Annotated in this window: 14 protein-coding genes; 7 read left to right on the top strand and 7 right to left on the bottom strand. The window is 49.3% G+C overall.

Going from position 1 to position 15,290, the window contains the following annotated elements:
- Nucleotides 1-31: 31 nt before the first annotated feature.
- On the bottom strand, nucleotides 32-421 hold the full coding sequence (locus OI69_RS10660; RefSeq protein WP_039349887.1) for a rhodanese-like domain-containing protein: 390 nt from the start codon (nucleotides 419-421) through the stop codon (nucleotides 32-34).
- A gap of 119 nt (nucleotides 422-540) precedes the next feature.
- Between OI69_RS10660 and ftrA the strand changes: the two genes are divergently transcribed.
- From ftrA to OI69_RS10645, 3 genes are all read left to right on the top strand, one after another.
- Nucleotides 541-1,542, top strand: coding sequence for a transcriptional regulator FtrA (ftrA, locus tag OI69_RS10655; protein WP_039349884.1), 1,002 nt, complete (start codon nucleotides 541-543; stop codon nucleotides 1,540-1,542).
- Nucleotides 1,542-2,723, top strand: coding sequence for a pectinesterase PemB (pemB, locus tag OI69_RS10650; protein ID WP_039349881.1), 1,182 nt, complete (start codon nucleotides 1,542-1,544; stop codon nucleotides 2,721-2,723). Before ftrA ends, pemB begins: the two co-directional genes overlap by 1 nt.
- A 382-nt stretch (nucleotides 2,724-3,105) precedes the next feature.
- The gene (locus tag OI69_RS10645) at nucleotides 3,106-3,837 is read left to right on the top strand and encodes a LuxR family transcriptional regulator (RefSeq protein WP_039349874.1); all 732 of its coding nucleotides are present in this window, start codon (nucleotides 3,106-3,108) and stop codon (nucleotides 3,835-3,837) included.
- Here the strand turns inward: OI69_RS10645 and OI69_RS10640 are convergent.
- Both OI69_RS10640 and argG read right to left on the bottom strand, forming a co-directional pair.
- On the bottom strand, nucleotides 3,821-4,474 hold the full coding sequence (locus tag OI69_RS10640; RefSeq protein WP_039349872.1) for an acyl-homoserine-lactone synthase: 654 nt from the start codon (nucleotides 4,472-4,474) through the stop codon (nucleotides 3,821-3,823). The genes OI69_RS10645 and OI69_RS10640 overlap by 17 nt on opposite strands.
- Before the next feature lie 267 nt (nucleotides 4,475-4,741).
- Complete coding sequence (gene argG, locus OI69_RS10635) at nucleotides 4,742-6,088, bottom strand: argininosuccinate synthase (protein ID WP_039349870.1); 1,347 nt, start codon at nucleotides 6,086-6,088, stop codon at nucleotides 4,742-4,744.
- 411 nt (nucleotides 6,089-6,499) lie between these two features.
- On the opposite strand from argG, the gene OI69_RS10630 reads away from it, so the two are divergent.
- The gene (locus OI69_RS10630) at nucleotides 6,500-7,075 is read left to right on the top strand and encodes a DJ-1/PfpI family protein (RefSeq protein WP_039349869.1); all 576 of its coding nucleotides are present in this window, start codon (nucleotides 6,500-6,502) and stop codon (nucleotides 7,073-7,075) included.
- A gap of 75 nt (nucleotides 7,076-7,150) precedes the next feature.
- On the opposite strand, the gene OI69_RS10625 is transcribed toward OI69_RS10630, so the two are convergent.
- Together OI69_RS10625 and exaC are read right to left on the bottom strand one after the other, a co-directional pair.
- The gene (locus tag OI69_RS10625) at nucleotides 7,151-8,143 is read right to left on the bottom strand and encodes an acyltransferase (protein WP_039349866.1); all 993 of its coding nucleotides are present in this window, start codon (nucleotides 8,141-8,143) and stop codon (nucleotides 7,151-7,153) included.
- Between the two features lie 184 nt (nucleotides 8,144-8,327).
- Nucleotides 8,328-9,863, bottom strand: coding sequence for an acetaldehyde dehydrogenase ExaC (gene exaC, locus OI69_RS10620; protein WP_039349863.1), 1,536 nt, complete (start codon nucleotides 9,861-9,863; stop codon nucleotides 8,328-8,330).
- Between the two features lie 371 nt (nucleotides 9,864-10,234).
- On the opposite strand from exaC, the gene fdhD reads away from it, so the two are divergent.
- The 3 genes from fdhD to OI69_RS10605 all read left to right on the top strand — a co-directional run bounded on the left by fdhD (nucleotide 10,235) and on the right by OI69_RS10605 (nucleotide 14,093).
- Nucleotides 10,235-11,068 carry a formate dehydrogenase accessory sulfurtransferase FdhD gene (gene fdhD / locus OI69_RS10615; protein WP_039349860.1) on the top strand — a complete coding sequence of 278 codons (834 nt, stop codon included), beginning with the start codon at nucleotides 10,235-10,237 and terminating at the stop codon, nucleotides 11,066-11,068.
- Nucleotides 11,069-11,294: 226 nt separating this feature from the next.
- Entirely contained in the window at nucleotides 11,295-11,921 is a 627-nt protein-coding gene (gene sodA / locus OI69_RS10610) for a superoxide dismutase [Mn] (RefSeq protein WP_039349855.1), read from the top strand.
- A 279-nt stretch (nucleotides 11,922-12,200) separates the two neighbouring features.
- Entirely contained in the window at nucleotides 12,201-14,093 is a 1,893-nt protein-coding gene (locus OI69_RS10605; protein ID WP_039349854.1) for a methyl-accepting chemotaxis protein, read from the top strand.
- A 98-nt stretch (nucleotides 14,094-14,191) separates the two neighbouring features.
- Here OI69_RS10605 and OI69_RS10600 read toward each other — a convergent pair whose 3' ends face one another.
- Nucleotides 14,192-14,554 carry a YibL family ribosome-associated protein gene (locus OI69_RS10600; protein ID WP_039349853.1) on the bottom strand — a complete coding sequence of 121 codons (363 nt, stop codon included), beginning with the start codon at nucleotides 14,552-14,554 and terminating at the stop codon, nucleotides 14,192-14,194.
- 91 nt (nucleotides 14,555-14,645) lie between these two features.
- The gene (locus OI69_RS10595; RefSeq protein WP_154715545.1) at nucleotides 14,646-15,212 is read right to left on the bottom strand and encodes an MltR family transcriptional regulator; all 567 of its coding nucleotides are present in this window, start codon (nucleotides 15,210-15,212) and stop codon (nucleotides 14,646-14,648) included.
- Nucleotides 15,213-15,290: the final 78 nt, after the last annotated feature.

The raw sequence follows: 15,290 nt of genomic DNA, 5'->3' as shown, positions 1-15,290 counted from the left end.
AGGGTAACGCTCTCTGCCAGATGAAATTGGATCAGGCGAAGGCAAAACCCTCATCTTCCCATCCCGTCATTCCCCCGATCATGATTTTTACCGGGCGACCAAGTTGTGCCAGCTTTAAAGCCGCCTGATCTGCGCCATTACAATGTGGTCCCGCGCAATAGACAACGAACCGTGTGTCATCCGGCCACTCGGCCATGCGCTCAGGCGTAATGTCACGATGAGGAAGATGAACCGCCCCCGGTATATGACGCGCAGTAAAGTGCGTTGTCGATCCCACCACGTGCAATAACACAAAGTCCCGTTGAGTATCAGAGAGGGATGCCGCTACATCGGCACAGTCGGTTTCCACAGATAAACGCCGTGAAAAATGGGATAGAGCGATATCAGCAGCAGCAAATGGATAGTCAGTTACGTAACTCATCGGTTTTCCTCACAGATTGGCATGAGATCTGACTATAAAATGAGAACATGAAGGCTGGCAGATGGCATCATTGCTATATATCGTCAATATTATGACAAGTTATTGAGGTGAGGAAATCGATGTTCAACCCGCTTGTTGTCGTACTCGCTTATGATGGCTTGTGTACATTCGAGTTTGGTATTGCTGTTGAAATCTTCGGCCTTCCACGTCCTGAAATGGGGGAAAAGTGGTATCAATTTGCTGTCGCGGGCTTAGAGAGTGGGCCTATGCGCGCAACGGGCGGTATCCATGTTGTTACCGATGGTGGCCTTGAGCTATTGGCAAAGGCTGGGACGATTATCATTCCCGGCTGGAAGGGCAGTGACGTCCCCGTTCCCAGACATCTGATCGACGCACTACGTCAGGCACATCAGCAGGGTGCCAGACTGCTCTCTATCTGTTCCGGGGTCTTTGTCCTCGCGGCAACAGGCCTGCTTTCCGGGCGGCGAGCAACGACGCATTGGCGCTACAGCGACACCTTAAAAACACAATACCCGGATATCAACATAGCGCCAGATGTCCTTTATATTGATGAGGGAACGCTGCTTACGTCAGCCGGAAGTGCTGCGGGTATCGATCTTGGGCTTCACCTCATCCGTCGGGATTACGGTAGCAAAGCGGCTAATCAGGTTGCTCGCCGATTAGTGGTCGCTCCGCATCGCGACGGAGGGCAGGCACAGTATATTGAAAAAGCAGTACCGATAGACTACGAACGCTCCCGACTCGGGCCACTTATCGATTATGTTCGAGCCAATCTCGCGGAAACGTATTCCGTTACGAGACTGGCGACTATGTCTTGTATGAGTCCACGCACATTCTTGCGCCGTTTTTCTGCTGCTACGGGTACAACACCCGCACGCTGGTTACTGGCCGAACGGCTGAATACCGCACGCGATTTACTGGAAAACACGCGCTTATCTGTCGAGAAAATTGCCGAGGCAGTAGGATTCGGTAAAGCAGCCTCGTTGCGCCATCATTTTCGCCAGCAGTTACATCTCACGCCTTCTACCTATCGGTTGCGCTTCGGGCAGAGAACCCATGATATCCCGGAGGATCTTGCCACTCACGAAGGAGGAATATGATGCATAAAACAATCTACCCCGGCACGGTTTCTCGCCCCATTCTCTCCGCACAGGAAGCCGAGCAATTCACGCAATCGCGCTATTTTACGTCTGGCGCCGATGTCTGGCAGCCTGCGCCGATTATGGTCGATCCCGTGACACCCTGGGTTGTCGGGCCACAGGTTGGGGTGGATGGCGCAACGCACACCCATATTCAACAGGCGGTGAATGCCGCGCTACAGGCGCAGCAGGATGGGGCGCATATTCAGATTAACGTGCTGCCTGGCACCTATATCGGCACGGTCTACATCCCCGCCGATGCCCCCCCGCTCACGCTATTCGGCACCGGGGAACAACCGCATGACGTGGTCATTCACCTTGCGCTTGATTCGATGTTTTCACCGGCGACCTACCGGGAGGCGGTTAACCCGCACGGTGAATATCAGCCGGGCGATCCCGCCTGGTACATGTACCACCTCTGCGCCTCAAAACAAAACGCGACGATTGATACTATCTGTGCCGCCGTCGTGTGGTCGCAAAGCGACAATTTCCAGATGAAGAACCTGACGGTAGTCAATACGTTGCTCGATTCGGTAGATAGCCGCGCACATCAGGCCGTGGCGCTACGCACCGACGGTGACAAGGTACAGCTTGAACAGGTGCGCCTCATCGGTCGTCAGGATACGTTTTTCGTCAATACCAGTAACCTACGCAATGAATACGTTACGGATCGCTACAGCCGCGTCTCGATTAAAGACAGCTACATTGAGGGCGATGTCGATTACGTTTTTGGACGTGCAACCGCGGTATTCGAGGGTGTCCACTTTCATACCGTTTCCAGCCGCGGGGCAAAAGATATTCATGTCTTTGCCCCTGACAGCATGCCGTGGGTGCAATACGGTTTTCTGGCCATGCACTGTCGCTTTACAGGCGATGATGGCTTCAGAGGAGAAAAAAAGGCCAGACTAGGGCGCGCCTGGGATCAGGGGGCAAAGCCCACGGGATACCTGCCGAATCAGACGGCAAATGGCCAGTTAGTGATTCGCGATAGCACCATTGATGCCAGCTATGACAGAAAACAACCGTGGGGGGCTGCCGCTACGACCGGACGACCTTTTGCAGGCAACGTAGATTCCGCACGCAATCTGGATGACGTGCATTTCAACCGATTGTGGGAATACAATAATAGCGATGGGGAGTGACAAAAAATACAGTATTAAAGGGGAGAATGGCTCGCGCAAACATCGTACGGATGGGATTAATGGTTCTGAGAATTTGAACGGCCTGCAAACCACACAGGCCATAGAGTAAAGAAAAATTATTTTTTATTATATAACTGATAAATCTCGCTTAATTAGCCTTCCCTGATGTCAGCCAATCATCGCGCTTATCCTGAGCGGTGTTTGTTTCTTTTGCTTTACGCCCTTAGTATTTCCATACGATTGTATTTTTTTTCCTTTCAAATAAAAGCTATACTAAGGTATAGGTTAGGCTATTGGTATAGGTTCTTATAGATATACATACAGGTATAGGTATATACTTTTTCGATTACAGGATGTTGAATTTTCAGGTTGAGGTCACAAGATGTCGCAATTATTCTCCAACAATGAAACTATAAGCAGGATAATAAAAAGTCAATTTGATACAGCCCTAAGCTACTATGGCGATATCAAATATTCCTATATGGTATTAAATAAGAAAAAGCCCACAGACATCCTTATCATTTCAAATCATCACGATGAGTGGAGAGAAATATACCGGGCCAATAACTATCAACACATCGATCCTGTAGTCATTGCCGCGCTGAATAAAATCACACCTTTTCCTTGGGACGAAGATTTACTCGTCAGCACACAGTTGAAGATGTCAAAGATATTCAACTTGTCCAAAGAGCATAACATCACAAACGGTTATACTTTTGTTCTTCATGATCATAGTAACAATCTGGTTATGTTATCCATCATGATCGATGAATCCAATGTCAGTAACATTGACGAGGTAATCGAGAACAATAAAGACAAACTGCAAATGACATTGATGAATATTCATGCAGAAACCATCTCTCTTTACAGAGAGATGGTTAAAAATAAAGAGGATGAAAGATCGAATGATAAAGATATTTTTTCTCAACGAGAAAACGAAATTCTTTACTGGGCCAGTATGGGAAAAACCTATCAGGAAATCGCTCTGATATTAGGTATTAAAACAGGAACCGTTAAATTCCATATCGGCAATGTTGTAAAAAAACTCGGTGTATTAAATGCCAAACATGCGATCAGACTCGGTATCGAACTACAACTTATCCGACCTGTCTAGTCATAGGTTCGAAAGATAGTGGCCACTCTCGTAACTTACTCTCAACGAATTCTTGATTGTGGTTTATACGACGAATCAGCACATCCTGACTTTCTTTGTCGACAGGTAAAAACAGTAGATATACTTTTTCCTGTTTTTCTGACAATCCTTTTTCAACAATTGAAATTTTCCACCCAGAACGCTTTAATATAATTAGCATAGGATGGCTGACAATAGTATAAACACCATCATATCCTTTACTTCTTGAATAGTTCACCGTTGCTAAAAAGAACATTGTACTAACGGGATAAGCATTACCTAAAATAGTCTTCGATCGAGACTTATCTACAAAAAACCGACTTGATTCAATATAATTTCCTTCGGGAATATCCACTTTCTCAAAATAAGAAAAAAACGTACCCGTAATCATATTTGGATATCTTGTTTCAATTAACCGGGAACTACAAATAACCTGATCATCCTCTACGCCAAAAAGATAGGTCGCGTTATCATCATCATATTGGTCAAACTCCATCCCGTTAATACATTTAACTGCCCAATTAAGTCTATCCTTGAAAGTTTCTTTTCTAAGTGTAAACAATTCTTCCGATTTTTTTTCCGACAATAGTGTGTAACTTACATCGAATATCTCTAACATTTTTCCTCCATTAAAAATTTTCAGCTAGACATCACAAAAACAGATACACCATCCAATAGGTTTTTTCGCCTTTTAAAAATTCTCGACTTATTGTCATTGTATTCTGTCGCTTTCCACGCCAGTTGTACAGATGCAACCTGCATTGTCAGCAAGAGTTCACACACGAAAAATATCGTGAAAAAAACCAAACATAAATAGATGATAATCAGACAAAAAAATCCGGAAGCGTAGAACGATTCCGGATTCTTATATTACTCAATCTGTGAGTTACTTCTCTGTTTTATCCTGCAATTGACCTACCTGCGGCAGACCAATGCTGGCAGAGGAAGAGAGCAAGCCCGTTTCAGCATAGTTAAACAGCTTTTCACGCGTATCGGTGATATCCAGATTACGCATGGTCAGTTGACCAATACGATCATCCGGCGAGAAGACCGAGTCGCCTTTCTCCATCGTCAGACGCTCTGGTTTATAGGTCAGATTGTCAGACACGGTATTCATGATGGAGTAATCATTACCACGACGCAGCTCCAACGTGACTTCGCCGGTGATCGCGCTGGCGATCCAACGCTGAGAAGCGTCACGCAGCATCAGCGCCTGAGAATCAAACCAGCGTCCCTGATACAAGAAACGACCCAATTGACGGCCATTCGCGTGGTATTGCTCGATGGTGTCTTCGTTGTGGATACCCGTAACCAGACGCTCATAGGCAATGTGCAGCAATGCCATTCCCGGCGCTTCATAGATACCACGGCTTTTCGCTTCGATGATACGGTTCTCGATCTGATCGCTCATACCCAGACCGTGGCGACCGCCGATACGGTTCGCTTCCAGCATCAGTTCGACGTCATCGGTAAAAGTTTTGCCGTTCAGCGCAACCGGGTGGCCACGTTCAAAACGGATGGTCACTTCTTCTGCCGGAACCTTGACGTTCTCATCCCAGAATTTCACACCCATGATCGGGTTAACGATTTTGACGCTGGAATTCAAAAACTCCAGATCCTTCGCTTCGTGCGTGGCACCCAGAATGTTGGAATCGGTGGAATAGGCTTTCTCAGCCGACATTTTATAGCCGAACCCTGCCTGCGCCATAAACTCGGACATCTCCTGACGGCCACCCAGCTCATCAATGAAGTCGGTATCCAGCCACGGCTTGTAAATCTTCAACTCAGCGTTAGTCAGTAGGCCGTAACGATAGAAACGTTCAATATCATTGCCTTTATAGGTACTGCCATCACCCCAGATGTTCACGCCATCTTCTTTCATCGCAGCAACCAGCATCGTACCGGTAACAGCACGCCCCAGCGGCGTGGTGTTGAAATAGGTCACGCCCGCCGTTGTGTTATGGAATGCACCACACTGAATCGCAGCGATCCCCTCAGTGACCAATTGCTTACGGCAATCGATAAGGCGCGCATTTTCTGCGCCATATTCCATAGCCCGACGAGGGATTTCTTCGTAGTCATCTTCGTCTGGTTGCCCCAGATTTGCGGTGTACGCATAAGGAACCGCGCCCTTTTGACGCATCCAAAGCAGCGCAGCGCTGGTATCCAGACCACCTGAGAACGCAATACCAATACGCTGACCAACCGGAAGATGCTTGAGAATCGTTGTCATAAATGTAATCCCTGCTCGAAAGATCTATGGATAGAAGCGTCGTCGCTCACACCATTATGTTACGCCATACATTCCTGAGCGCTCGTACCCTATGTACATCCTACATCAACGGGTTGGTCGATGACCAAAATCGACACGCTCACAAATGCATATTTATGCAAAATAAGTGAGTGATAATTTAAACATCTTTTTGGCGGGACAGGAAGAGAAGAGTCATGCTTTCATGCAAAAAAATTCGTGACCAATTTGCGGCCAAGTTAGCAAGTATAGCGCTATCTTCTCTTCAGGCTAAGCAGCAAAAATTGTTTACGCGACTCACTCGACACTAATAAAACATCGTTTCATTTTTACGATATTTCTTTGCTATCCTCTTGCGGTTAACACCTTCCCTTGCATATTGCTGGAGATGCTATGTCTAAGAAAGTCGCCGTTCTGCTGGCTCCTGGGTTTGAAGAAGCAGAAGCGATTATGGTGATTGATGTACTGCACCGTATGAAGATAGAAGTCACCATGCTGTCATGCTATGACAGACTGGAGCTGCACAGTTATCACAATATTCGCATGTTCGCAGATGCTCTGCTGGAAAGAAACCAGGACGCGCTATTTGATGCCGTGGTCATTCCCGGCGGCCCACAGGGAACGGTGAATCTGGCTGCGAATCCGATGGTTGTCGAGTTTATCCGTCGCCACGACGAGGCGGGAAAACTCATCTGCCCACTGTGCTCCGCAGCGGCACGCGTGCTGGGTGGAAACAACCTGCTAAAAGGCCGTCGCTACGTCTGCTCAGGAGATTTATGGCAGGACGTGACCGACGGCGTTTATGTTAATGAGAAAGTGGTGGAAGACGGCAATCTGATCAGCGGTAAAGGGCTGGGCGTGTCGTTCGATTTTGCCTTTACCATCGCCACCCGCCTGACAGGCGATAAAGAGAACGCCAACTTCCAGGTTGAACACATCGATTACGATTACTGGCGCGTGCCAGCGTAGCCGTTAGCCAGTCGAACAATAAGGCGCGCACCGCCGCGCCTTATTAACTCTTTGATATAAAACGCTCATCCGTCTTCAACTCACCCAACGACGCACATCGATTTTTTGTAGCGCCAGCGAAAGCAACAGGCTGCCAGCCAGCGCAATAGCAAAGACATACAAGATATCGAGAACCGGATGGGACGGTAGCATCACGTCATGCGTGCGCAGATAGTGAATGATCAACGCGTGAAAACCGTAAATCGCCAGAGAATGGCGGGAAATAGTGGCAAAACCGGGTAAAATCCGCTGATTAAAGTAATGCTTAAACACCACCAGAAGACTGACCGCAGCCAAAAAAACTAACGGGCCGCAGTAGATGTAAAACGTCTGGGTGAACGTATCGTTCAATAAGGTGTGATGCTTTGTGCCCATCGCAACCAAGGCGACGCACGCGACAAAGAATGGGATAGCTGCTAGCACAACTTTCTTTGGCGCGTCTACGATGCCCAACGCACGCCCCAGCGCGGCATACAGCACATAGTAAAACGTATCGCCGTAAATATAGAGATTCACAGGCAGCAATCTAAATCCGCCAAATTCCACCCTCCCGGTATTGGGGTTGGCGACAACCGCCAGCAAAACAATCAGAACGGCTAAATATTTTCCCGATACTGGCTTGATGGTAATTAGCGGGGAAAGCAGATAAATCACCACAATGGCGTAGAAAAACCATAAGTGGTAAAAGATCGGTTTTTGCAGCGCATGGTGTAAGGCATTCAGGCCATTAATCGGCGTGAGCGTCGCAATATAAATCAGCGCGACCGTACTATAAAAGAGCAGACACAAGCCGATACGCAGAAAATGTTTCTTCCCCGCGCTACGCTCGCCAAAAAATAAATACCCCGAGATCATGAAAAACAGTGGGACACAGACGCGCGAAGCGGAGTTCAGGATATTCGCCACATCCCAGTGTCCGTCGCCTGGCGTACCGCCTGCGGTAATATAGTAGGTTGTGCTATGAATCAGAACGACCATCATACAGGCCAACGCCCGCAGGTTATCAATCCAGCCGATCTTATCGGTCATACACAATCTCTTGAAAGCAACGCGCTATTCAAAACAGCGTAGCCGTTGTTAAGCGCAGGCACAATCCACAATCAAAAACCCGCACTCAACAATCAGGCAAATCTGAGGATAACAACGGATACACACAGAAAACCACGCCATGCGTACTCACCAGAACAAGCCGGAGCCGCATGGCGTGAGTGAATCAGAACAGCCCCAACGGCTTATCGGAGTAACTGACCAACAGGCACTTGGTCTGCTGATAGTGATCCAACATCATTTTATGGTTTTCACGCCCAATGCCGGACTGTTTGTAGCCGCCAAACGCCGCATGCGCCGGATACGCGTGGTAACAGTTGGTCCAGACACGCCCCGCCTGAATACCGCGTCCCATCCGGTAAGCAATATTACCGTTACGACTCCACACGCCAGCCCCCAGGCCGTATTCCGTATCGTTGGCGATCTCCAGTGCATCATCCATCGTTTTGAACGTCGTGACCGCCAGCACTGGCCCGAAAATTTCCTCCTGAAAGACACGCATACTGTTTTTACCAAACAATATCGTCGGCTCCAGATAGTAGCCTTCCGCCAGCCCGCCCGGCATCGCCTTACGCTGGCCGCCCGTTAGCACCCGCGCACCTTCTTTTTTACCGATATCAATATAGTTAAGGATGGTGTCAAGCTGACCAGCAGATACCTGCGCCCCCATCATCGTGCTGCTGTCCAGCGGGTTACCGACGCGGATAGCCTCAACGCGCTTGATTGCCCGCTCCATAAAACGCTCATAGATCGATTCTTGTACCAGCGCGCGACTCGGACAAGTGCAGACTTCTCCCTGATTGAAAGCAAACAGCGTGAAGCCTTCGAGCACTTTGTCAAAGAAGCTGTCTTCCTTATCCATCACATCCGCAAAAAAGATGTTCGGCGATTTGCCGCCCAGTTCCAGCGTCACTGGCGTCACGTTTTGCGCCGCATAGCTCATGATCTGCTGACCGACTTCCGTCGACCCGGTGAACGCCACTTTCGCAACGCGTTTCGATGTCGCCAGATACTCACCAATTTCGCTGCCTGATCCATTCACGACATTGATGACCCCCGCGGGCAGCAGATCCTGAATCAGCTCCATCAAAATCAGTACCGACATCGGCGTCAGCTTCGCGGGTTTCAGCACGATACAGTTACCGGCGGCCAGTGCGGGTGCCATCTTCCAGCAGGCCATCAGCAGCGGGAAATTCCAGGGGATAATTTGCCCGACAACACCGAGAGGCTCATGGAAGTGATAAGCAACGGTATCGCCATCAATCTCGCTGATTGCCCCCTCTTGCGCACGGATACAGGCCGCGAAATAGCGAAAATGGTCAATCGCCAGCGGCACATCCGCCCCGCTGGTTTCACGTATTGGTTTACCGTTATCCCAGGTTTCTACCTGTGCTAACAGATCAAGATTTTGTTCCATCCGATCAGCAATGCGGTTAAGTACCAGCGCCCGCTCCTGTACCGATAGGCCACCCCATTCCGCTTTTGCCTTGTGAGCCGCATCCAGCGCGTGATCAACATCCCGCGTTGACGAACTGGCCACTTCACACATGGGTTGCCCCGTTACTGGCGTCAAATTGACAAAATACTGACCCGCATCAGGAGGAACCCAGGCTCCGCCGATAAAATTGTCATAGCGTTTTTTCAGATTGAGAGAACCGTATTCGCCAGATGTGGATCGGCCTTCGAGGTTATGGTGCGCCATTTCAGTCTCCTTTTCATTTCCGGGTAAGCGGCCATGCCGCAGTGAAAACAAGAGGTAAACAGTTACGTTAAGCCTATACGGGATATGAAGTTAGCGACAGGATACAACCAGAGAAGAAAGCAACTCTTCGAGTTGACGCACAGTTTCGCGCGAGAAATATTCACTCCCTTCAGGCGCGATGAGATATACCCTAAATAATTCGAGTTTTAAGACAAAACGTTAGCGCTTTGAACAACGCGAAGCGTTAGCCCTTTAGGACGATGCCCAGCGATGAGCATCGTAACGCGGCAAGGGAACGAATTTGACCCGCCAACGCACATGCAACTTGAAGAATGACGGGTATAATACAGTTAATTTCCAGGGTTATTAATATGCAGGTATGTCAGGTGGAAGGGGTTCATTTACACGCAGATACCGCCCTTGAAGGCGCAACGCAACATTCGGTCTATCATCCTGATTCGTTGCACCAACCGCAGACTGACTGGCTGGCGGAAGAGGTGCCTGTGGCGCTGGTGTACAACGGTATATCGCATGTCGTCATGATGGCCTCACCGAAGGAACTGGAACAGTTCGCGCTCGGTTTTTCCTTATCTGAAGGCATTATTCAATCCCCGACGGATATCTACGGTATTGATGTACAGCGCGCTTGTAACGGCATCGAAGTGCAGATTGAGCTTTCCAGCCGACGCTTTGCCGGGCTAAAGGCGCGACGTCGGGCGATGGATGGCCGCACAGGCTGCGGTGTATGTGGCGTAGAACAGTTGGCTGAAATCGGCAAGCCAGTCGCACCGCTGCCCTTCACACAGACATTTTCTCTCAGCAAGCTCGACAGCGCGCTGACGCGGCTACGAGACATACAGCAAATCGGTCAGGTCACAGGCTGTACTCACGCCGCAAGCTGGGTCGCGCCTGACGGCACGCTGTCCGGTGGGAGCGAAGACGTCGGTCGCCATGTCGCACTGGATAAACTGCTGGGAGCGCGCGCCAAACAAGGATGGCAACAGGGAGCCGCGCTGGTCTCCAGCCGGGCAAGCTATGAAATGGTGCAGAAATCTGCCATGTGTGGCGTAGAAATTTTGTTTGCTGTCTCGGCGGCAACCTCATTGGCCGTAGAGGTCGCACAGCGCTGCAATCTGACGCTGGTCGGCTTTTGTCGACCCGGACACGCGACGATCTACACGCATCCACAGCGTCTGAGCCAATAGGAGTCACACCAGCCGTTTGAAGTATGGCGGGTATAGATTAATTTGTTTTTACATAGTGCGATAATGATATAACCGTTTGTTATCATGAAGTAAAGCAATCTGTTTCACGACATCAGGCCGAGAATAATCATTTTCAATATCATTTAATTAACTATAATGAACGTATTGCTTACGCGGTACTAACAGCACAGTGCCGTAACATTCTTTTTACCATGGAGATGCTAAAATGAGTTATTCACTGCCATCGCTGCCTTACGCTTATGACGCACTGGAACCGCATTTCGACAAAGAAACGATGGAAATTCACCATTCCAAACACCATCAAGCTTACGTCAATAATGCTAATGCCGCGCTGGAATCTCTGCCTGAACTGGCTAAATTGTCTGTTGAAGAGCTGATTGCGCAACTGGACAAAGTCCCTGCGGAGAAAAAAGCTGCACTGCGTAACAACGCCGGTGGCCACGCTAACCACAGCCTGTTCTGGAAAGGCCTGAAAGTCGGCACAACGCTGGGTGGCGATCTGAAAGCCGCCATCGAACGCGATTTCGGCAGCGTTGATGCGTTTAAAGAAAAATTTGAGCAAGCAGCAGCAACCCGTTTCGGTTCTGGCTGGGCGTGGCTGGTTCTGAAGGACGACGGCAAACTGGCTGTCGTGTCTACGGCAAACCAGGACAGCCCGCTGATGGGTGAAGCTATCTCTGGCGCGTCTGGCTACCCTATCGTTGGTCTGGACGTATGGGAACACGCCTACTACCTGAAATACCAGAACCGTCGCCCGGATTACGCGAAAGCCTTCTGGAACGTGGTGAACTGGGACGAAGCCGCCGCTCGTTTCGCTAGCGCGAAAAAATAAAACGACTGGATGCCTGAAACCATCAGGTCTCTTTGTGTTTGAATATAAACTGGAATGGCAGCCTGTCATTCCAGTTTTTTATTATCTCCTCTCTCTTTTCTGTTCCCCTTTCCCACCTTAAGGCAACGCGTAAAGTTTCAGAGTAAAGTGCCGATATCTACTGCGGGTTTTTGTCATGAGGTTTTGCTTGGCAAGCGGTAATCCGGGATGCTAACACCGCTAATCAAGCGTGCATCGGGATAGTGAATTTGGCTCAATACGATATAGTGGTGGGATGTGATGGCTATGAATTTTGACAATCTAAAAGTCGGTAAAAAATTAGGATTAGGCTTTTTCCTGATTCTGCTGATGACCATGGTGATTGCCGGCGCGGGCATTATGCATATTAGCTCGCTGAAAGACAGCATTGATAAAGTTAATTTAAGCAACAATATTAATGACGAAATTAATCAGGCTAAATATTACCGCGCATTATACGGCGCCACCTATAATCCTGATGATATAAAAAACAATATTGAACACATTGCTAATGTCAGTAAACTCGCGGAAAAGGCAAAAGAATTTAACTGGCCAGAAAACGATGCCAAGAAAATAGCCAGTATCCCCACATTAATTACCAGCTATCAGGAAAAACAAAATAATTACATTAGTGCAGTGGAAAAAAAGGATGCCGTCAGAAAGCACTGGAATATTTCAACAACAGAAACACCACTACAACAGCTTAACGATCAATTAAAGATAGACAACAACAGCACTAACCTTCAGTTATTACTTGCCGACCTGAACCAGAAACTGATTACCGTTCGCTACCACCTTCGTGGCTTATTACTTGCTACCAATAAAGAATCCGAAGAAAAGCTGACGGATGCGATCAACGCGGCACAAACATCACTGACCTTCCTGTATCAAAGCCTGTCTGCCGAGCAACGTGAAACGCTGACCCCTGTTCTGACGATCATGAATAACTATGAAGAACAGATTCTGTCGTATATGCCAGCCTATCAGGAAGAAATGGCGCAGGCACAACAAATGCAGGTTGTCGCTGAACAGTTGAACGATGTCGCTAAATCTTTGCTTAGCAATCAACTGGTCGCCTCGCAGGACAGCATTCGCAATGCCACGCTGCAAATGGGCATCGCAGCATTGATTACGCTGCTACTTGGCCTGCTGATCTCCTGGTTCATTTCACGTCAGATCACCACACCGCTCGGCAACACATTGGACATGGCTGAAAAAATCGCCACGGGCGATCTCACCATGTCTATCAACACAACGCGTAAGGATGAACTGGGTCAGTTGATGAGTGCGATGTCGAAAATGAATGACAACCTGCACACCATGATCGATGACATTCGCGTCGGCGTCAGCCAGATTTCTAACGCCTCCGGCGAGATCGTCGCAGGTAATACCGATTTGTCGTCACGAACCGAGCAACAGGCTGCCGCCGTTGAACAAACGGCCGCTAGCATGGAGCAGCTCACTGCAACGGTGAAACAAAACGCAGATAACGCGCATCATGCCAACAAACTGGCTATCAGCGCCTCCCAAACCGCAAAACAGGGTGGTGAACAGGTGAATAACGTGGTGCAAACCATGACCGCGATTGAAAACAGCTCTAAACGTATCGCGGAGATCACGTCTGTCATCAATAGCATTGCCTTCCAGACTAACATTCTGGCATTGAATGCAGCGGTAGAAGCCGCCCGCGCGGGTGAACAAGGTCGTGGTTTCGCCGTGGTCGCCAGCGAGGTTCGTAATCTGGCGCAGCGCAGTTCGCAAGCCGCGAAAGAAATTGAAGGCCTGATCTCTGAATCGGTGAATCAGGTATCACACGGTGCAACGCTGGTCGGTAATGCGGGCAAAACAATGAATGATATCGTCACCTCTATCACGCAGGTGCATGACATAATGGGAGAAATTGCCACCGCATCGGATGAGCAAAGCCGGGGAATTAGCCAGGTTAGCCAGGCGATCGTTGAGATGGACAGCACCACTCAGCAAAACGCCGCGCTGGTTGAACAATCCTCTGCCGCAGCCGACTCGCTGGAAGAGCAAGCGAAACTGCTGAAACAGGCAGTGTCCGTGTTCCGTCTGGCAAACACGCAGCACGATGAGACGCCAGCCGGTATCGCTTTTACCCACCAAACGCATCGTCTGCATGCACCGCGCTAATCTCAAAAAGAGCGCCCCCCGGTAACGACAAAGCCCCTGTTAAACAGGGGCTTCATCACGAATCCATCACCAACATCTGCCAGCACCGAGAACAAACCTCAGAACGGTTTCGGCGCGTAGCCTGTCATCTCTTTTAAGCCCATCTCACGCCCCATTGCCGTCATCGGGTGCACCACGACTAAACCGCGCACGCTTTTCTTCAACGTGCCCATATCAGCCTGCTCTTTTTTGGTAATCGCACGGTTGAAAGGCAACTTCGCCAGTTTCTGCGCTTCTTTGCTGAGTTTCTGTTCTCTCACGTTACGCAGGCGCTCAATTTCAGCCGTTAGCTTCTCACAAGCCTCCAGATTCAGTGCGATGGCTTCAGCATCGCCTTGTGCCAGTAGCGTGGTTTGCTTATGCGTCAACTTATCCAATTGGTCGCTAAGGCGTTTGATCTCTGCTTTTTCCTGCTCTTTCATAAAAGATAACCTGTATAACGGGAGAATAATGCGAAGCACAGCATACCCGAAACGCCGGATTGACGCAGTGGCGTGATGCGGCAGAATGGGATTAAAACGCCTTTTTCAGACTGATTTTCGCGATCAGGGTGGTCAGGGATAATACCAGCGTGGAACGCACCATCTGCTGATAACGCTGCTGATGCATGTTCACCAGAAGCGGGTCTGCAGCGTCGGCTCCCGGCGGCAAAGCGGGTTCTGCGGGCAGTGCCGCAACGCAGTGCAGCTCGCCGATAGGCCCCAGAATCTCGTCATCGGTAAAACGATAATCTCGATCGTCATGCGTCAGCTCTTCGCCCAACGCCATTAACAGCTCCGCATCTTCATATTCTTTGCGGCTGATCATCCCCAGGCCATAAATCAGCTTCAGCCGCACGGAAAGGTCGCCCAGAGGACCGGTTCCTGTCATCAGGGGTTCGACGGCATATTTCACCGCATAGTCGTCTTTACGGAACACCTGCAACATCAAAATACTGACGGCTTCAGCCAGCAGATCAACGGCACGGAGCATAAAATCACGCACGGTCTTCCCTGAGTTCAACGCTTCCAGAACCCGGTTTTCAAACGCCTGTGTTTCTTCCATCGTCACTTCTCGACCCTTTAAACCCGCACACAGCATAGCTATCACGGTAGTATGCTTACCGACAGGTATGGCGATTCCCTCTCCGACGTCGCCTGTATAAATTATACCGTGTCA

This window comes from Pectobacterium fontis, from assembly GCF_000803215.1.
In the GTDB taxonomy this organism is placed as follows: Bacteria; Pseudomonadota; Gammaproteobacteria; order Enterobacterales; family Enterobacteriaceae; genus Pectobacterium; species Pectobacterium fontis.
The sequence above is the reverse complement of the archived record's forward strand: the minus strand, read 5'-3'. Positions and strand labels throughout refer to the sequence as shown.